Annotated in this window: 21 protein-coding genes; 6 read left to right on the forward strand and 15 right to left on the reverse strand. The window is 39.1% G+C overall.

Annotated features, from left to right (window positions below; translation table 11 throughout):
- The 3 genes from LCM23_RS10685 to LCM23_RS10695 all read right to left on the reverse strand — a co-directional run.
- Positions 1 to 434: hypothetical protein (locus tag LCM23_RS10685; protein WP_224936946.1), on the reverse strand; the 434-nt coding region annotated here is incomplete at its 3' end.
- A 166-nt stretch (positions 435 to 600) separates the two neighbouring features.
- A complete protein-coding gene (locus LCM23_RS10690) occupies positions 601 to 2046 on the reverse strand; it encodes a protein adenylyltransferase SelO (protein ID WP_224936947.1) in 1446 nt (481 codons plus the stop codon).
- A gap of 95 nt (positions 2047 to 2141) precedes the next feature.
- Positions 2142 to 2621 (reverse strand): GNAT family N-acetyltransferase, encoded by a 480-nt coding sequence (locus LCM23_RS10695; RefSeq protein WP_224936948.1) that lies wholly within the window; start codon positions 2619 to 2621, stop codon positions 2142 to 2144.
- A gap of 127 nt (positions 2622 to 2748) precedes the next feature.
- Here LCM23_RS10695 and LCM23_RS10700 point away from each other — a divergent pair, with 127 nt between their 5' ends.
- Together LCM23_RS10700 and LCM23_RS10705 are read left to right on the forward strand one after the other, a co-directional pair.
- Positions 2749 to 3285 (forward strand): hypothetical protein, encoded by a 537-nt coding sequence (locus LCM23_RS10700; RefSeq protein ID WP_224936949.1) that lies wholly within the window; start codon positions 2749 to 2751, stop codon positions 3283 to 3285.
- Between the two features lie 578 nt (positions 3286 to 3863).
- Positions 3864 to 4064: a YjzC family protein gene (locus LCM23_RS10705; protein WP_095371392.1), complete on the forward strand. Its 201-nt coding sequence runs from the start codon at positions 3864 to 3866 to the stop codon at positions 4062 to 4064.
- Between the two features lie 40 nt (positions 4065 to 4104).
- Here LCM23_RS10705 and LCM23_RS10710 read toward each other — a convergent pair whose 3' ends face one another.
- Positions 4105 to 5067, reverse strand: a complete 963-nt coding sequence (locus LCM23_RS10710) for a helix-turn-helix transcriptional regulator (protein ID WP_224936950.1) — start codon at positions 5065 to 5067, stop codon at positions 4105 to 4107.
- Between the two features lie 110 nt (positions 5068 to 5177).
- Here LCM23_RS10710 and LCM23_RS10715 point away from each other — a divergent pair, with 110 nt between their 5' ends.
- Positions 5178 to 5657: a GyrI-like domain-containing protein gene (locus tag LCM23_RS10715; protein ID WP_224936951.1), complete on the forward strand. Its 480-nt coding sequence runs from the start codon at positions 5178 to 5180 to the stop codon at positions 5655 to 5657.
- A 41-nt stretch (positions 5658 to 5698) separates the two neighbouring features.
- Here LCM23_RS10715 and pdxR read toward each other — a convergent pair whose 3' ends face one another.
- A complete protein-coding gene (gene pdxR, locus LCM23_RS10720; RefSeq protein WP_224936952.1) occupies positions 5699 to 7090 on the reverse strand; it encodes a MocR-like pyridoxine biosynthesis transcription factor PdxR in 1392 nt (463 codons plus the stop codon).
- A 110-nt stretch (positions 7091 to 7200) separates the two neighbouring features.
- Between pdxR and LCM23_RS10725 the strand changes: the two genes are divergently transcribed.
- A complete protein-coding gene (locus tag LCM23_RS10725; RefSeq protein WP_224936953.1) occupies positions 7201 to 7737 on the forward strand; it encodes a pyridoxamine 5'-phosphate oxidase family protein in 537 nt (178 codons plus the stop codon).
- Between the two features lie 114 nt (positions 7738 to 7851).
- On the opposite strand, the gene LCM23_RS10730 is transcribed toward LCM23_RS10725, so the two are convergent.
- The 6 genes from LCM23_RS10730 to LCM23_RS10755 all read right to left on the reverse strand — a co-directional run bounded on the left by LCM23_RS10730 (position 7852) and on the right by LCM23_RS10755 (position 12772).
- Positions 7852 to 8625: an ABC transporter permease gene (locus LCM23_RS10730; protein ID WP_224936954.1), complete on the reverse strand. Its 774-nt coding sequence runs from the start codon at positions 8623 to 8625 to the stop codon at positions 7852 to 7854.
- Positions 8618 to 9559, reverse strand: a complete 942-nt coding sequence (locus tag LCM23_RS10735; protein ID WP_224936955.1) for an ATP-binding cassette domain-containing protein — start codon at positions 9557 to 9559, stop codon at positions 8618 to 8620. The genes LCM23_RS10730 and LCM23_RS10735 overlap by 8 nt, the downstream gene beginning before the upstream one ends.
- Positions 9560 to 9843: 284 nt before the next feature.
- Positions 9844 to 10443 carry a TetR/AcrR family transcriptional regulator gene (locus tag LCM23_RS10740; RefSeq protein ID WP_224936956.1) on the reverse strand — a complete coding sequence of 200 codons (600 nt, stop codon included), beginning with the start codon at positions 10441 to 10443 and terminating at the stop codon, positions 9844 to 9846.
- Positions 10444 to 10626: 183 nt separating this feature from the next.
- On the reverse strand, positions 10627 to 12072 hold the full coding sequence (locus LCM23_RS10745) for a DEAD/DEAH box helicase (protein WP_224936957.1): 1446 nt from the start codon (positions 12070 to 12072) through the stop codon (positions 10627 to 10629).
- A gap of 121 nt (positions 12073 to 12193) precedes the next feature.
- The gene (locus LCM23_RS10750; RefSeq protein WP_224937013.1) at positions 12194 to 12580 is read right to left on the reverse strand and encodes a VWA domain-containing protein; all 387 of its coding nucleotides are present in this window, start codon (positions 12578 to 12580) and stop codon (positions 12194 to 12196) included.
- 57 nt (positions 12581 to 12637) lie between these two features.
- Positions 12638 to 12772: a DUF3953 domain-containing protein gene (locus LCM23_RS10755; RefSeq protein WP_224936958.1), complete on the reverse strand. Its 135-nt coding sequence runs from the start codon at positions 12770 to 12772 to the stop codon at positions 12638 to 12640.
- Positions 12773 to 13105: 333 nt separating this feature from the next.
- Here LCM23_RS10755 and rluF point away from each other — a divergent pair, with 333 nt between their 5' ends.
- Positions 13106 to 13813: a 23S rRNA pseudouridine(2604) synthase RluF gene (gene rluF / locus LCM23_RS10760; protein ID WP_224936959.1), complete on the forward strand. Its 708-nt coding sequence runs from the start codon at positions 13106 to 13108 to the stop codon at positions 13811 to 13813.
- A gap of 33 nt (positions 13814 to 13846) precedes the next feature.
- On the opposite strand, the gene LCM23_RS10765 is transcribed toward rluF, so the two are convergent.
- Both LCM23_RS10765 and LCM23_RS10770 read right to left on the reverse strand, forming a co-directional pair.
- Positions 13847 to 14725, reverse strand: a complete 879-nt coding sequence (locus LCM23_RS10765; protein WP_095371383.1) for a radical SAM/SPASM domain-containing protein — start codon at positions 14723 to 14725, stop codon at positions 13847 to 13849.
- 102 nt (positions 14726 to 14827) lie between these two features.
- Positions 14828 to 15349 (reverse strand): lysozyme inhibitor LprI family protein, encoded by a 522-nt coding sequence (locus LCM23_RS10770; protein ID WP_224936960.1) that lies wholly within the window; start codon positions 15347 to 15349, stop codon positions 14828 to 14830.
- Positions 15350 to 15485: 136 nt separating this feature from the next.
- On the opposite strand from LCM23_RS10770, the gene LCM23_RS10775 reads away from it, so the two are divergent.
- Positions 15486 to 16394 (forward strand): DUF1672 family protein, encoded by a 909-nt coding sequence (locus LCM23_RS10775; RefSeq protein ID WP_224936961.1) that lies wholly within the window; start codon positions 15486 to 15488, stop codon positions 16392 to 16394.
- Between the two features lie 22 nt (positions 16395 to 16416).
- On the opposite strand, the gene LCM23_RS26175 is transcribed toward LCM23_RS10775, so the two are convergent.
- Both LCM23_RS26175 and LCM23_RS25870 read right to left on the reverse strand, forming a co-directional pair.
- On the reverse strand, positions 16417 to 16617 hold the full coding sequence (locus LCM23_RS26175; protein WP_404826602.1) for a hypothetical protein: 201 nt from the start codon (positions 16615 to 16617) through the stop codon (positions 16417 to 16419).
- Positions 16605 to 17333, reverse strand: coding sequence for an AbaSI family restriction endonuclease (locus LCM23_RS25870; RefSeq protein WP_263624205.1), 729 nt, complete (start codon positions 17331 to 17333; stop codon positions 16605 to 16607). The genes LCM23_RS26175 and LCM23_RS25870 overlap by 13 nt, the downstream gene beginning before the upstream one ends.
- Positions 17334 to 17336: the final 3 nt, after the last annotated feature.

The following is a 17336-nucleotide window of genomic DNA, read 5'->3' on the forward strand; positions in this document are numbered from 1 at the left end:
TGCTTAAGCCTATCAGGTTTTCCTACTGTCACCGTTTTTTGACGCGCTTCCTGCCTAATCCTATCAGGTTTTCCTTCTGACTCCGTTTTTTGACGCGTTTCCTGCCTAATCCTATCAGGTTTTCCCACTGACACCGATTTTTGACACGTTTCCTGCCTAATCCAATCAGGTTTTCCTTCTGACTCCGTTTTTTGACACGTTTCTTGCTTAATCCAATCAATTTTTCCTACTGACTCCGTTTTTTGACGCGTTTCCTGCTTAAGCCATTCAATTTTTCCTACTGACTCCGTTTTTTGACGCGTTTCCTGCTTAAGCCATTCAATTTTTCCCACTGTCACCGATTTTTGACGCGTTTCTTGCTTAATCCAATCAATTTTTCCTACCGCCTCCGTTTTTTGACTCGTTTCCTGCCTAATCGAATCAGTTTTTCCCACTGACTCCGTTTTTTGACGCGTTTCCTGCTTAATCCAACCAGTTTTCCCTACTGCTTTCGATTTTTGACCCGTTCGGTTTCTCGCCGTATCCGATCAATTTTTGCAAGCCCTACAAAAATCCCCATAAACATGCGTAAAAAAAGCAAGGGACATTCCCCCGCTTCTTTTACGTCCCGCAATATGTTTGATAATTACCATCCTGTACCGGTACCTCTTTATACTTCTCCTGCTCTGCCGTATGTGCATATGGATGAGCGAGCACCGCTAATAGCTCCTCAAATAAATGATAATCCCCTTTGTTCACCGCTGCAGTTAATGCTTTTTCAACATAATAATTTCGTGGAATAACAGCTGGGTTATGATTTTTCATTAACTGTTCCACTTCCGCTTCTGAAGCTTCCTGTCTCTTTAACCGCTCTTGCCAACGAGCTATCCACTCTTTGAACGCTGGCTGATCTAATGTTCGAAAGGTCAGGGCGATGAATGTGTTCGTATAATCCGCCCCCTGCTCCTTCATGATTTCGAGTAAATCGTGAATAAGAGCCTTATCTGATTCTTCTGCTGTAAACAGACCGAGTTTGGCCCTCATTTCTCCGGTCCACATATGAATATAGATACGATTGTATTCGCCGATTTCCTCTTGCGCAATTTTCACCGCTTCCTCGGTTTCATCATGTAATAAGGGAATCAGTGACTCTGCGAAGCGCGCCAAGTTCCACCCCGCCATATAAGGTTGGTTTCCGTATGCATAACGACCTTGAACATCAATAGAGCTGAATACCGTTGCTGGGTCATACGTATCCATAAAGGCACATGGACCATAATCAATCGTTTCTCCAGAGATCGTCATATTATCCGTGTTCATGACACCATGAATAAAACCGACCGCTTGCCATTTAGCAATCAAACCCGCCTGAACTTCGATCACTTTACGCAACAAGGCCACGTATGGATGGTCTTCTTTTAAAAGCTCAGGATAATGACGCTCAATGGTATAATCAGCTAACGCCTGCAATTCTTCCGGTTTCGTGAAGGTAGCTGCAAATTGAAAAGTGCCTACACGAATGTGACTCGCCGCTACTCGTGTCAAAATGGCCCCTGGTAATAAAGTTTCGCGTGCAATATCATCACCCGTTTCGACTACGGCTAAGCTCCTCGTTGATGGAATGCCCAAACCATGCATCGCTTCACTGATGAGATACTCCCTCAACATCGGTCCAAGCGCCGCACGGCCATCCCCACCGCGAGAATACGGTGTTCTACCGGCACCTTTTAACTGAATATCAACGAGATCACCGTTTACCATCACCTGTTCACCTAAAAGAATGGCGCGCCCATCACCTAGGCGATTAAAATGACCAAACTGATGTCCTGCATAGCTTTGTGCAATCGGCTCACTGCCCTCTGGCAATTGGTTTCCGGCTAACACCTTCATGCCCTCATCACTCTGTAACCACTCTTTGTTAATTCCTAAACTTTCGGCTACTTCTTTATTCCATTGCACCATCTCGGGATCACTTGCTCGCTGTGGTTTTGTTTCTGTAAAAAGACCGGGAGACAGCTTCTTATAACTATTTTGCAAATTCCAGCCTGACACATGTCTTTCTGGCATTCTTATCGCCTCTCCTTTTGTATCATATTTGTTTTATTATATCTCTTCTTTTATGAAAATAAAAAAATAGCTACCCTCTTTTACTTCCAGTAACTTTAACTACTATGAATATAAAGATCTTCGTTATCCCTTTTTGCAAATGAAAATTTCTTTAACAAATGGATAGACGAAGCGTTCTTAGGATGAAGACTCGCATAAATAGTAGAAATATTTAATTTTTTATTTGCAAATGTTAGAAGTAAGGTGATTGCGTCTGTCGCATAACCTTTTCCCCAATATTGCCTGTCTAATCCATACATGAGGTAGTATCTTTCATTGACATCGTCAAAAGTAAAACCTGCATAGCCCAAATAATCATTATTTTTCCTAGAATAAATGGATAATTCCCAATTACCGTTTTCACCAAAGGTCTGACATTGCTCAGCATATAATAACTCTCTTTCGACATAACTTATTTGAGGAATGCCTCCCGTATACTTTCGTGCATCCTTATCATTAAGCATATTCCAAACATAAGGAAATTCTTTCAATTGGGGACTTGCTAAATAAATATGACTACCTACGAGTTTCATCATTCACATCTCCTCTACCTCTGTCAAATATACCATATGAGGAAAATGAATATATCGATAAATTTTTATTGTTTTTCAATAAATAACCTTGTATCCTATATATGAAATAATTTTATTATGGAGGGTTACAATGACTTTAATATTATTTGTTGGTTCACTCATCATGTTAGTTATTATATTCTTTAAAAACCCCATCCTCTCTCAACTTGGCAAGGGGAATCCATTCGTGCATCTTTTAAAAAAGACGCCATGGTTCCAGTCACATTGGCGAGCTGGAATTCTCCTATTCTTCATGAATACAGCCCTATTTTCTACTACCATTCTTGCTCTTTATATTGTGGGCTATTTTGTCATTCCCTATGTTCACTTAATTTTTATGGTTTTAGCCGTATGCACAAGCATCTATTTATGGGTGGCAGTAAATAAAGCCTGGCAGGGCTCAAAAGGGGATAGATTAAAGTTAGCCACTATTGGAAGTAGTTTCTACATGGGATTAACCGTTTTATTTACTTTTTTGTACATCACTCTTGAGCCATCCTATCAAGGAGAGGATATTTTCATGCAGGCTATGGGGTTATTTCTAGCTATAATCGTTACAACAACTGCATGGATTACATGTTTTTTCATTACGGGGTTCTACCAACAAAACGTGGAAAAGATAAGTTAAGAAATTTTCACATAAATATAGCAGCAAAATGGATGAGGACCTTGGACAAGCAATATTTTTAAACATAAAATCAATAAATAGTAGCTTGAGTGATACTCCCGTTTTGACATAATCGGAGTTAGATGTTTATTATGCTAAGGCAAAGTCCTTAAATCTATGTCTACGTTAAGGAGTGTAGAATATGAACAAGAAGTTAAAGCTGTATTTTATGGGATATTATATATTTTTCCCTTTAGTATTTATAATTAGTTTCTTTATTTGGATGTATCTGGTTAAACAAAATCATTTATGGACTGTATTATCAGATGGTACATCTATCATCGGATTGTATTATATGATTACAAGTATCATTTTTGTATTTTACTTTAAGAATAAAATTTGAAACGAAATGGTCAAAAAATCATACTGTGTGGTTAAGAATAAGTCAGAAGCATTGCGTTTACTGGCTTGTTCTTTTGAGGTTTTCTTCGAAAAAAATTCCTCAACAGCCACAATGAAATAAAGTTGAACTTGCTTCTGGTTTAGCCTGTATAAACGCGGGTAAATAGAGACAAACACCCCTAAAGGAGGTAAGATTTATGGCAATTGGAGAAAGATTTAAAACAGGTCAACGTTCCACTGCTCATGCTTACTACGAATGGGATGGTTATACAGATGGGACACGTACACCTAGTCCAACCGGCGAGGAAAAGAAAATCCAACTAGAAACCGAAGAAGTTTTCCCACCGATTAGCTCTTGTGACAAAGGTGCTTTTTGGCGAAAAACATCATACGCATAACGCAACGCCAATCTAGCTTATTGCTGGGTTGGCGTTATTATTAGCTTTTCTTTCTCTTCTGAAAATTATAGAGCCTCTCTTCTAAAGCTGTATAAACCTCTCTCGGCATCTCCACCAACTCTACATCCTCTCCAAGAAAGAGCAACCAGCTGGCTATTTCCTCTAGTTGATCTCGTTTCTCCATGGTGACATATATTTTTGCTATAGCTGTTGTTTGATAGGGGTCTGTATAGGTAAGCGCCACATTGAAAGGATGATACTTTTTATATTGAGCAATGGCTTTTGGTCCAAGTTTCATGACGATATTGTCTTTCACATGATGTTCAGCCATCTTTTTTAGCATGCTGTTTCTGCTTAATCTTTTTTTCGTATGAAAGACGTTCACTTCGGTCAAATGATCGACTGCTATCAGCCTTTTCTTTTCTTCGCTTATATCAAAGCCTTCCACCCACCAGATGTTTTTCTCACGGTAAAGGTGCATAAGATAAATAGGATAGTCCACATCTTTAATAGAAAGGGTCATATAACGGTCTGTTAGTATCAATTGAATCAGTTTTTCTAACATCGGGTGAGGTAAATCGGATAGTTCTAAGAGTTCAGGATTATGAGGGTTCGTTCCTTCAAATAAGAGAATCTTATTTAAAAGCACGAGATCATCTTGTTGCGCTTCTGAAATCAGACCGAGTAATTTTTCAGCTAACGATTGGCGACTCTTTAAATAAGGTAATTGCAAATTTCTCGTTGCCATAAAGGCTATAAATAGTGCTTTTAACTCGTTATCAGTGAAGCGAACAGAGGGAAGAACAGCATTTTTCATGACAGCATAACCACCATCTCTTCCCACTTCCGCAACAAGAGGGACACCTATACTTTCGATCTCGCGTATATCTCGTATCGCTGTTGACCGAGAGATTTGAAATTCCTGCATGATTTCTGAAATCGTAAAATGGGCACGATTGTTAATGTATCGCATCATGACATTAATTCTTTCAACCTTTTTCATCTCAGTCTCCTAAACAGTGTCATTTTTTGACATGATTTAAAGTTATTATAAACTCATCAAATGAAAACACCAATCATTTGGTTAAATTTCAAGAAAGAGGGACGATAAAAATGGCTAATTATTCATTACAAGAAAAAGAAGGTTTCGTCGTATTAGGCTTTGGAATTGAAATTGTAGCGGACTATAGAGACCAAGAAAGCATCAATCAACAGAAAAGCGATTTCTGGGAAACTGTGAAAAAGGATGGCACACTTGAGCAGCTTAAATCCGTGGCAGACAATAATTATATTTTCGCAGTCAACGAAGCGGTCAATAACAAAATGATGCATTATGCAGGCGTGATGACAGAAAAGACATTACCTGATGCAACGAGAATTATCCAATTTCCTAAAGGACCCTACCTCGTTGTCGAAGGGAAAGCTGACTCCTCTCAAGAATTAAGTAATCAACTAACAGCTGTGGCCTTTGGTCAAGCATTAGTAGAAATGACTGACTATGCCTATGTTGGCGGACCAAACACAACAGTGGAAATGAGTGAGGACAACGGTACAGTATACGGTGAAATGTGGATTCCTGTTGTTAAAAAATAACAGGAATGGTGATCCCACTTTTAAGGTGGGATCACTTTCGTTTATATGCAACTAGCTAAAAGCGCAATTCCCTCTTCAATTTCCTCAATGGATAGTCCACCAAACCCAAGCATGATATACCTTTGGCTGTCGCTAATTGGATATAGCCAAAAACGTGAGGGGGTGTAAACTTTTACACCTTTTTTTAACCCTTTTTCAATCACTTGTGGTGCTGCCTGCCCTTGTAATTCTAGGAGGATATGTAAGCCCGATTTTTCCCCAATAATTTTTACTTTATTGCCTAAATGTTGCTCAATACTATTTAATAGTGTTTGATGTTTTCTCTGATATGTTTTTCTCATTCTCCGAATATGCCGTTCAAAATCACCTGCATGCATAAACTTAGCCATAGCTACTTGTATCATTGGTGAAACTGGCTGATTATAATCAGGAAACATCTGTCCGTACTGCTTCATTAATGAAGGTGGAAAAACGATAAAGCTCATGCGCATGGAAGGGAGAAATGATTTTGAAAAAGTTCCTAAGTAGATGACTTTTTCTTCTTCATCTAGCGATTTGAGCGAGGGGATAGGCTGACCTTGATAACGAAACTCCCCGTCATAATCATCCTCGATAATATAACCAGCTGATTGATAAGCCCAGTTAAGCATTTGCGTTCTTTTACCGACTGGAAGAATCATCCCAAACGGAAATTGGTGAGAAGGGGTCACATAAACGGCTTTTGCCTTACTTTTCTGTAGATGATAGATAGATAAACCATCTTTCTCAAGCGGCACAGGGACCATCTCACAGCCTTGATCAACAAAGACGGTACGCACCCCACTATAGCCTGGCTCTTCTATCGCCACCTCTTTTCCCTGCAGTTTCAAAAGTCGGCAAATGATCTCTACTGCTGATTGTGTGCCACTCGTAATCAAAATCTGCTCTGGTCTCGTATGAACTCCTCTTGATTGCAATAAATAGGTGGCAATCTCTTGCCGTAATAACCACTCTCCTTGCTTGTCGCTATACTGAGATAACGTCTGTCCTTCCTCTTCGATGGCATGAGAGAGAGATTTTTTCCAACTTTTAAAAGGGAATTTTTCTACATCGATGTTTCCATATTCAAAGTCAATCATCGTCTTAGATGATGACTTCCTTTCAATTATTGCTGGTGATGCCTCTTCTGAAGATTGCGAGAGTCGTTCCTCTATTTCTGCCACCCAAATCCCACTGCGAGGTATACTCTCAAGATATCCTTCTGCTTGTAACTGCTGATACGCTGCGTCCACAGTATTTCTACTAATCTGCAAGTGATGGGTCAGTTGCCTAATCGATGGCACCTTTGTCCCCGGCAATAGCCGTCCCTCTTCAATTTCTGTCTTCATCCAATGATAAAGCTGACTATAAAGTGGTATCGTTTTTTCCCTGTGAATAAATGGTGTGATTTCCATCCCACATAACCCCCAACTGTCCCTAAGAAACTTTCCCTTTCTGGCACTTTTCTTAAATACAGATTTTTCTTACGATTATTTTAACATTTACAAAGAAGGATGGGATGGAAATGTCATATGAAATTCGCAATCAAAAATTAGCGTGCACAGATCAGGCCCTAATTGAACAACTAATCAGTAATACACGTACAGGCTATCTGGGATTAACTGATGGTGATCATCCTTACGTCGTTCCGTTAAACTATACCTGGATGAACGGATCGCTCTATTTTCACGGTGCTGCTGCCGGCAGAAAAATTGAAATAATCCGCGAGAACCCTCATTGCTGTTTCACCATCGCAGAAGATTACGGTACAATGGTTAGCCCGATTCCGGCGAAAACGGACACTGCCTATATGAGCGTTATGCTTTTCGGGCAACTTCAAGCCGTAACCGACATAACAGAAGCCACCGCCGCTATGCAAGGCATGCTCGATAAATACGTCCCCGGATACTACGATAAAAAACTGGCTCAAACTCATGTGGAAAAATACCAATCTTCTTTAGGGAGTTATACGCTGGTTTTTAAATTGACACCATCTGAGGTGACGGCGAAGGAGAATAAAATGGTGGAGGAGGCTCGGTTTTATCCTGGGAGAAGGGTATGAAAAGAGGAGAGGGCTTTCCCCCCTCCTAATCTATTAAAATTGAACTTGTAGATTTACATCATCAATATCATAGGCATTGTTAAGAAGCGCTTCGTCAAACCACCGAGACTTACTCTACTCATTTTTCCGTCTCCGAAATAAAAGAGTTGCTGCTATATAGGAGAGCACTAACAACCCACTAAACCAAAGGATCGTTAACCAAAGATTATAATCAATTGGTGTACCAATTAACAGCCCTCTTAGTACCTCAATTAATGGGGTCATTGGTTGATGTTTGGAAAAGGCATCTAGCCATGCAGGCATTGTATTTGTTGGGACAAAGGCACTACTTAAATAGGGTAGGAATAACATTGGGAAAGTGAATGCACCAGCTGTTTCAACATTTTTCGTTAGTAAACCTAAGACGACAAATAACCAGTTAATCGAAATCATGTAGAGCGTTAATATCCCTAAAACGCCAAGCCACTCTAACAACCCAGCCTCTGGACGAAAGCCAATCAGAAGAGCTACGATAAAAACTGCTAATGTAGCAATCATATTACGAAGATATCCTCCAACAACATGGCCTACTAATAAAGAAGAAGGTTGAAGGGGCATACTGCGAAATCGCTCGAATAAGCCTCCACTCATATCCTTTGTCACGCTAACGGATATTAAAGAACTGCCAAACCCTGCACAAGTAATTATAACCCCTGGAACAACGTAATTTACATAATCAGTCCCTGTTTGGATTGCCCCACCAAAGACATAGACAAATAGCAACATGATGGAAACCGGTAAGGCAATTGCCATTAATAATGATTCCACATCACGAAAAATATGCATAAGACTTCGCTTTGACATCGTTAAACCGTCTCTTAATGCCCATATCCACTTTGCATCACCCATTTACTAACACCTCCACTTTATTATGCTCCGTCATTTTAATAAAAACATCATCCAGTGTAGGCTGTCGTATAACAATCGCGTCTGGTTCAATTCCTTTTACATATAGATCATTCAGCAACTCTCTTAGTTGTCTCACTGAGCGTATAGGTATCGAAATCTTTCTCGCTTCCTCATCTACTTCACCTGACATATAATTCTGTGCTTCATGGTACCCACTTGTATCGGCAAAGGTTAACTCTAATGTCTCCTCTCCAATGACTTCCTTTAGTTCTTCGGCCGTTCCTTCTTTGATGATTTTCCCTTCAGCAATAATAGCAATCTTATCTGCCAGCTGATCAGCCTCTTCTAAATATTGTGTCGTTAGAAAAATTGTCACGCCTTGATTGGCAAGTAATTTAATCATATCCCACATCTTTCGTCGGCTACGTGGGTCCAAACCAGTTGTCGGTTCATCCAAAAATATCACTTCTGGTGCAGCAAGCAGACTGATAGCAATATCAAGTCTACGCCGCATCCCTCCAGAGTAAGTTTTTACTTTCTTACGAGCTGCTTTCGTGAGCTCAAAGGTCTCCAGCAGTTCTGCTGTCCTTTTCGCTATAAGTTCTTTATCTAGGTGATTGAGCCTGCCCATCATCGCTAAGTTCTCTTCACCTGTTAATAACTCGTCTACCGCTGCATACTGTCCAGTTAAACTTATCTTCCGTCTCACATGATTAGCTTCGGTTTTCGTATCATAACCAGCAATCATTGCTACCCCGTCATCTGCTTGAATTAATGTTGATAAAATGCGAACCGTCGTTGTTTTACCAGCCCCATTTTCACCTAATAACGCAAAAATAGAACCACGCCTTACATCAAAACTCAAACCATCTAGTACTTGCTGATTACGATAGGCTTTTTTTAGATTTCGAACAGAAATAACTGTCTCGTTCATACAATACCTCCTAATGATTGACTTAATCAGTCAATATTTAATTAAAAAATAATATGGGCAATTTATTCAAGGAATAGTTTATATGTTAATTTTATTATTGATTGATTCATTCAGTCAATAATACTAGATGCCTAATCATTTTGTCAATTTATTCCCTATTCCTTTGATAAATTCATTCCCCCTTTTATTTTTATAACCATTTCTCAAAATACATGTCAAAAAAAATAAAAATCCTGAATTTCAGGATTTTTTCTCTCTTTAATGCCTTACGCTTTTTTATTTGCTTATCTTGAGGTAATCATACGCAATAGAATAGATACCTTCTCATCAATGTTATCCTTCCACCAATCAGGGTCGTCTGCCATAATACCTGAGATGACCGTTAAGAATAATCCAACTAATTCTTCAGGGTCCCCTGCCATGATTTCTCCTAATTGCTGTCCCTCGATAAAGATAGGGAGAAAGAATTCAATATACATTTGCCCAATATTTTTATATACAGCAAGGATATGCTGAGGTACATTTTCACTATGTTCTAAATGTTGAATCACACGAAAAACATGATTTGATCCTGAAGTCAGTGCAAAGGTAGTAAATTTATGTATCTTTTGAACGGGCGTTCGTTCTTCTTGTTTCAGTTTTTCTAAGAATGCTTGAGACTCTCCTAATGCAACTGACCATTCTAAACTCTCAAATAGTACCTCTTCTTTTGATTGGAAATAATGATAAACAAGACCATGGCTAATTCCTGCCTCTTTGGCAATCATGCTAATTTTCGTCAACTTAATTCCATTCTCCGCAAATACCTTCATAGCGGCTTTCATAATTTGCTCTTTACGTTCTTCCCGTATCGACTCTAACTGTGCATCATTAAAACGAGGCATGATCCAAACTCCTCCATCGTAAACCTTCTTACCTCTATCATAACAGATTGTGTGAGAGAGAAGAAATGGATAATAAAGACCCCACCCTAATACTGTTTCAGAAATAAATCACTTAATTATATACATATGGGGTGTATTCTAAAGAGAGGGGAAGAATCCGACTGATTCTTCCCCTCTCTATCTTCATTTCCTCGCCACATGGACTTTCAATTGCTTTCCTTTGACAGTTGTATGCTTCATTGTTTCCAACACAAGCGGACCTTTATCATTTAGAATTTCTACATAGGATGCCGTATCTTGGATAGTAATAATCCCTATGTCATCGGCGGTGACACCGTCTATTTTAGCGATGGTTCCAACGAAGTCGACTGCTCTAAGTTTCTTTTTCTTACCGCCATTGAAATAGAGTTTCATGATCTGTTTATTTAACTTTTCGCTTTTCGCCTCTTTTAATGGTGGTTCGCTGTTCAGCTTTTCTAAAAATGCCGGCCTCGCCGCTGACACTGCCGCTTTCGAAGGCGCTTCAGATGCTGGGATTTGGAAGCCAATATATGCTTCTATTTCTTTAAGAAATTTATCTTCACGCGGTGTCACAAAGGTAATCGCCTTACCGTGATGTCCTGCTCTCCCTGTTCTTCCTGTCCGGTGCACATAGCTTTCCTTCTCAAACGGAATATCATAATTAAAAACGTGCGTGATTTGATCAATATCAATTCCTCTTGCCGCGACATCCGTTGCAACTAAGTAACGAAATTCGCCCCTGCGGAAGTCTTCCATTACTTCTAAACGATCGTATTGCTCCATACCTCCATGAATCATATCACAATCGTACCCTTTATCGGTTAACTCGTCACAAAGTGTGTCAACGCGCTCCTTCGTTCGACAGAAAATAATCGCACTATCTGGATTTTCAATAGTTGCCACATCCGCTAACAATGACAACTTCTCGTTTTCTGATACCGTATAAAGACTATGTTCAATTTGCTTTGTGGTCAGCCCGCTAGCTTTGACCTCAATATCTATAGGGGTTTTCATATAATCAAGTGATAACGTTCTTACGCGGTCAGGTAGCGTAGCTGAGAAAAGATACGTATTCCGCTGTTTCGGCATCTCGTCAATAATCGCTTCAACTTGTTCGATAAAGCCCATATTAAGCATTTCGTCGGCTTCATCAATGACTAAATATTTCACTTCATCGAGCGCGAGCGTACCCTTTTCAATATGATCAAGCACACGCCCAGGCGTACCAACGACAACATGTACTTTCTGCTTTAACTCATTCTTTTGGATATGAAACGGTTGTTTACCAACGACTGCTGCGGCCTTAATCCGTTTAAAACGGCCAACATTGATGATATCTTCTTTCACCTGTACCGCTAGTTCCCTTGTTGGTGTCAAGACAATCGCCTGCGGCTTATTTTCCTGCCAATCGACTAACTCACAAATCGGAATAGCGTAAGAAGCCGTTTTCCCGCTCCCTGTTTGTGATTTCACCACAAGGTCAATCTTCTCAAGTATTAACGGTATCACCTTTGCTTGGACTTCTGTTGGTGTATGATAATCTAAACTATCCAACGCTTTTATCATCTCATTGCTTAATGGATAATCTGAAAAACTCTTTTTGGTCATGTGAAAACCTCATTTTTTTCTTATTATTCTCGTTCATAAACTTCTATTATACAGTATCCAAATACGAAAGAGAAAACCGGTCTGTTCATACACATAATCCAACCCTCGAAACGCGATCACTTTATTGAATCATGCCCTGGTGTTTAGCTGATGTCAGCCATGATGGGAACTCATCTAATAACCGATTATATAATTCATCATCTGTAACCTTATCTAAATCATCCAATGCGAAGAAACCGGCATTATCAATGACTCTTCCAGGTAATTGATCCATCTTTTGTAGTACACCATAATTGGCATTGCCAATGCCGACGAATTGCCAAAATAAGTTTTCCTTGGAACAATCAATAAGGATTTTTGATATCTTATGATCCAAATAAATGCCGCCATCACTAAAAAAGATAATGTATGTAGGTAAATCACTGCGAGGGTCTTCCTTTACATATTTCTTAATGACATCTTTCATCACCACAGGCTCGTTATTTCCTACTCCTAGCCCACTAAATATTTTGGGGTAAGCTTAAAATGGTAAGATATGGAAAAATTTATTTTATAGGCTCCTACTTCATAAGAGTCTTTCAATGGATACATAAAAGGAAAATAAAAATACAACAATGAGAAATACGCCCATTCCCTTCTCTTCTTTCTTAAATGCTTCGATCCCCAAAGCCAACATAGTAAGACTTAAGAATAAAATCATGATACCCACAAACGTAAAATCTTCGGTCAATACTCCATATGTAGCAAATAAGAGAGTAACTACAGATAAGACTTAACGAAGTATTTTTAGCAAAATCAACCCACCTTTCTTACATAAACAAATTGGGTCCTTTAGTTTCCTTGTTTTGTGACACTCTTAATCTATCATACTTCTCGTTTGCGTTTATGTTAGTATCAAATTCAGTAAACACCTTATGTAGAACGATAAGATAAACGGAGAATTTAATAAAAAAAATAGCAGAAACGTTTGTGATTATTCCTTAAAATAAGTATAGTTAGTACTTAACGAATCATTTAAAAAGGATGTGGCAATATGCGCCTTAATAAATATATTAGTGAATCAGGAAAGGCTTCTAGAAGAGGAGCGGATAAATTAATTGCTGACGGGAGAGTCACCATTAATGGGAAACGTGCTGCGATTGGTACTCAAGTCGAACCAGGCGATGACGTTCGTGTAGACGGTAATCAAATCCGTGTAGCCAGGAATAATGTTTATATTGCGCTCAATAAACCTGTAGGGATTACGAGCACAACCGAAAAGGGTGTCAAAGGGAATATCGTTGACCTCGTGAATCACCCATTACGCATATTTAATATCGGCCGTTTAGATAAAGACTCAGAGGGCTTAATCTTAATGACCAATGACGGTGATATCGTGAATGAGATCTTACGTGCGGAAAACCAGCATGAAAAAGAATATATCGTTTCTGTCGATAAACCGATCAAGCCTGAATTCGTGAAGCAGATGTCAGAAGGTGTGAAAATCTTAGGGACCACTACCCTACCTTGTAAAATCGTCCCCTTATCTAAATTTGATTTTCAAATCACTTTAACACAAGGTCTCAACCGCCAAATTCGCCGCATGTGTGCTGAATTCGGCTACGACGTATTACGTTTACAAAGGATCCGCATCATGAATATCAACTTAGGTTCCCTCCCGCCTGGACAATGGCGCGATTTGTCTAAGAAAGAGAAGAATCAATTGTTTAGAGAGTTGAATTATGAGCCTAAGGAATGGTAAAAAAGGGAATCTAGGCTGACCTAGATTCCCTTTTTATTTCCCAAACCGCTTACGATACCCACATTTCCTACACAATTCCTCGACAGCCTCTCTTCGCGAAAAACCATCAACGAGATTCTTTGCTCGATCCATTTCAATAATCTCCGAAAAAGAATTTTCATTAATATTGCCGAGATTGATGATACCCTCCCCATCTAAACAGCATGGAATCACGGTACCATTGGCTAAGATGCCCGCTTGATTACGCATGCCGTAACAGAAGCCTTTGCCATCATCCTCTTCTTCATGAAGAGCGGGCCACTGAAATTCATAATCTTGATTAATATAAATGCGATCAGCAATTTTCACACCGCTACCAGGTACGACCTTTTCTTCAATGCGATAATCCAAGTTAAATTCTTTTTCAATGATTTCCAGCACTTCTCTATTTCGTTTTTTCTCCAAATTTGTCGCATTATCCTGCGTTAAATTCCATAGCCTTAGTGACACAATCAGCTCCGATTGACTCGTCGCTTCCTTAATAAACGAAAGAATACTCTTTACATATCCTTCTTTATCCTCCGAACCAATATGGCCATCAAAACTGTGAAGTGAGAAATTCATCTGCCTTAGAGCCGGCTTGTTCAATAACTTCTCCCTCTTCTTATTAATGAGCGTCCCATTGGTTGTAATATTGACCTTAAAGCCTTTTTCGTGACTGATATCAAGCAACTGCCCAATTTTCGGATGAAGCAGCGGCTCACCCTTTACATGCAAATAAATATAATCCGTATGCGGCTTAATCTGATCCAACCGCTTCGCAAAATCTTCCAAAGAAATAAACTGCTTCGCCCGTTCTGTCGGCGGACAAAAACTACAAGCCAAATTACAAACACTCGTAATCTCCAAATAAAACTTCTTGAACTTTTTCAACTTCTCTTCCTCGATTCTTTACCTACTTCAAACAATTTGCACTACTATACTAATTAAAGCAGATATATCGTGGGATGGGTATAGGGAGTTTTTGGCCCACTACTACAAATAGGTATTGATTAGCTCGTAACACCTTTCTTCTGTAAGATTGGCTAGCACCGATACATATTCTAGCTGTTCCTGTGTTCCACCTTCAAACTTTAATGACGCATTTTTTGCCGTATCATCTCTTTCATTGAGCCAATTTCGTTGTTCTTCTCTTAAATGAGCCATCTTTTCTGTTGAAAGTTCCTCCTCTAACACCTGATAAACTTCATTCAATAACGCATCCCAAGCATCATATCGATCACCCTCTACTTTTTTCATTGCATAAGTGGATGCATCCGCTGGTTTTACTTCTTCCAACTCTTTTTGCGTACGATTGAATTCTTTTATATACGTCTCTTTTAAAGAATTCTCATTATGAGTGATTGGAGGCTGTTCCTTTTCGCTTTGGGTAGGGACTTGTTTTGTTTGTTCCGGATCCAACTGTTTATGTGTCTCATTACCAGTAGTTCCACAAGCCGAAATCATAAGCACTAATAAAAGCCATACAGTGGTAATAAAAATCCCCTTATTCTTCATACAATCTCCCCTCGTTCCTCTATTCCATATCTCCTATTTTTGCATAAAAAGGGTAATTTTTCACCTATCAATCTGTAAATATCTAACTTTCTTCGCTACAATAAAAGGAAGACCTTTTTGGAGGGAGTAAACAAAAATGGTGCCTATCTCTAAGATTTCTCTTTGGTGTCTGGGAATAATCATCATGTTGGGTGGATGTTCTAATCCAACTGACACGAGTGAGACAAATGCTTCTGATGACGCCTTAGTAAGTGTGGCGGAATACAACGGTGAAGGCTATGCCTTACCATACGGAAAAGAAACCGAGCAGATTGCCGAAGATCATCGAGAACAAATTGAAAAGGCCGCAGTCGCACTTTTTCAAGAAAACTACCAAACCGATGTCGTAGTGCACAATGTAGTCGGAGCATTAGATGCCGCCACGGTCTTTGTGGAATCGGTGGGTGAACCTCATTTTTATACATACGCTGTTGTACCAATTGATGAAAAAGAAAAGAAAGTAATGACCGAGCAAATTTCAGCCGATGCCTTTCAAGTAGAAAACGCTATGAAGGGCGGGTTATATCATATGATTTTTAGCAATGAGTTCAAGAAGCTTGATGATTACTTTGAGTCATTGGTTGCAGAAGGAGAAGTAGTTGGTAAAATAGAAGCAGCGCTTGAAATTGTTGGTGGACATGGCTTTATGACGCCTTATTATTTTATCTCTACTGACCCTGATGATGTCGCCATCAAACCCGTGTATGACCTTTATTTACAAAACCCCGATTCGAATATTGAAACGCTAAGAGATGCGTATGAGGAAAGCTTATTTGATAAAGAAAACTTCCAAATTAATATCCAATTGTTTATGAAAGAGCAACAAGCAGAGCCTAGTGAAGAGATTTTCACACAAGTGATAAGTGACCTCGAGGAAATGAACAATATTCCTAAAGGAACTTATAGCCTTTATTTAAATGATCATTTCATACATGTGGAATCTAGTGAAGGTGCGAAGGAGAATTCTTTGAAGCGGGCGTTTCCGGATTATATTGTAAGGGATTAGAAAAGAGGGGATATCTGCCCCTCTACGACTCTAACTGTTTACTTACCGTTGATTTAATAATTCTAACCCGTTCACTTATACGATCATACCTAAGAAACTCGTCATTATCAGGTGAAACCCCTGAAATTTTGAAGACACCTACAAATCGATAACTATTAGAGCCGAGATTATTTTTGTATTTTGCAAATACTGCTCTTTCTCGGCCAACATTCATTTCTTCCATATAATTTTTGTTCTTTCTTTGGCGATGGCAACGTCCTGGTGAGATTCATCTATGTATGTCCAATCTTTTGCCAATAGATTTAACCAACCGCTGGCAACTGATTTTGTATCCCCGTTTTCTACGATGGAGAGTTTCGGACACCATAACCAGGTTTTATCTATCACTCGAAAATAGCTCAATTGATACCTCTTAGCATTCTTCCCGAATACAGTATTGGCGATATCTTTTATGTCCTTGAATTGCACATTATCGTGAATAGAGAGATATTCTTTTTGTTTTAATTCGCTTAATTCTTCTTCATATGTCTTCCAATTCAATGTCGTTTTCACTACCGCCGCTTTATTTTTAATAATAGATACGACTTCATGGATTCTAGCATTTATCTCATCTATAGATTTCGTCGCATCCATTCTATACACTTGAAAATCCTCAATAGATTCCTCATAAACCGCCGAAATAATATCATCCATACGTAAATTGTCTTCTGTATGATTATTTAGATGATAGGCTTCATCTACCTCTATCCCTATCTTTAATTGAGGAAAATAAAGATCCATCAAAGCATATCGCCCATTTTGCCGCTTCACATATTGTTGACTTACAGGTTTAATATTCATATTGTCCAACTTATGCCAAATCGCCGTTAAAATATAGTTTTCATAGTCTTTTCTTTTTGTTCTTGAGAAAGTTTTTATTAAGTAATCACGCTTATTCATTTC

The organism is Cytobacillus kochii, from assembly GCF_020171845.1.
Taxonomy (GTDB): Bacteria; Bacillota; Bacilli; order Bacillales; family Cytobacillaceae; genus Cytobacillus; species Cytobacillus kochii.

What these genes read in the sequence shown, in the direction of transcription:
- LCM23_RS10740 (WP_224936956.1), bottom strand. Translation starts at nt 10,443, where the DNA reads ATGCCTCGTTTTAATGATGCACAGTTAGAGTCGATACGGGAAGAACGT.
- LCM23_RS10725 (WP_224936953.1), top strand. Translation starts at nt 7,201, where the DNA reads ATGTCATATGAAATTCGCAATCAAAAATTAGCGTGCACAGATCAGGCC.
- LCM23_RS10690 (WP_224936947.1), bottom strand. Translation starts at nt 2,046, where the DNA reads ATGCCAGAAAGACATGTGTCAGGCTGGAATTTGCAAAATAGTTATAAG.
- LCM23_RS10700 (WP_224936949.1), top strand. Translation starts at nt 2,749, where the DNA reads ATGACTTTAATATTATTTGTTGGTTCACTCATCATGTTAGTTATTATA.
- LCM23_RS25870 (WP_263624205.1), bottom strand. Translation starts at nt 17,333, where the DNA reads ATGAATAAGCGTGATTACTTAATAAAAACTTTCTCAAGAACAAAAAGA.
- LCM23_RS10755 (WP_224936958.1), bottom strand. Translation starts at nt 12,772, where the DNA reads ATGATTTTATTCTTAAGTCTTACTATGTTGGCTTTGGGGATCGAAGCA.
- LCM23_RS10770 (WP_224936960.1), bottom strand. Translation starts at nt 15,349, where the DNA reads ATGAAGAATAAGGGGATTTTTATTACCACTGTATGGCTTTTATTAGTG.
- LCM23_RS10735 (WP_224936955.1), bottom strand. Translation starts at nt 9,559, where the DNA reads ATGAACGAGACAGTTATTTCTGTTCGAAATCTAAAAAAAGCCTATCGT.
- LCM23_RS10775 (WP_224936961.1), top strand. Translation starts at nt 15,486, where the DNA reads ATGGTGCCTATCTCTAAGATTTCTCTTTGGTGTCTGGGAATAATCATC.
- LCM23_RS10715 (WP_224936951.1), top strand. Translation starts at nt 5,178, where the DNA reads ATGGCTAATTATTCATTACAAGAAAAAGAAGGTTTCGTCGTATTAGGC.
- LCM23_RS10705 (WP_095371392.1), top strand. Translation starts at nt 3,864, where the DNA reads ATGGCAATTGGAGAAAGATTTAAAACAGGTCAACGTTCCACTGCTCAT.
- LCM23_RS10745 (WP_224936957.1), bottom strand. Translation starts at nt 12,072, where the DNA reads ATGACCAAAAAGAGTTTTTCAGATTATCCATTAAGCAATGAGATGATA.
- pdxR (WP_224936952.1), bottom strand. Translation starts at nt 7,090, where the DNA reads ATGGAAATCACACCATTTATTCACAGGGAAAAAACGATACCACTTTAT.
- LCM23_RS10695 (WP_224936948.1), bottom strand. Translation starts at nt 2,621, where the DNA reads ATGATGAAACTCGTAGGTAGTCATATTTATTTAGCAAGTCCCCAATTG.
- LCM23_RS26175 (WP_404826602.1), bottom strand. Translation starts at nt 16,617, where the DNA reads ATGGAAGAAATGAATGTTGGCCGAGAAAGAGCAGTATTTGCAAAATAC.
- LCM23_RS10730 (WP_224936954.1), bottom strand. Translation starts at nt 8,625, where the DNA reads ATGGGTGATGCAAAGTGGATATGGGCATTAAGAGACGGTTTAACGATG.
- LCM23_RS10710 (WP_224936950.1), bottom strand. Translation starts at nt 5,067, where the DNA reads ATGAAAAAGGTTGAAAGAATTAATGTCATGATGCGATACATTAACAAT.
- rluF (WP_224936959.1), top strand. Translation starts at nt 13,106, where the DNA reads ATGCGCCTTAATAAATATATTAGTGAATCAGGAAAGGCTTCTAGAAGA.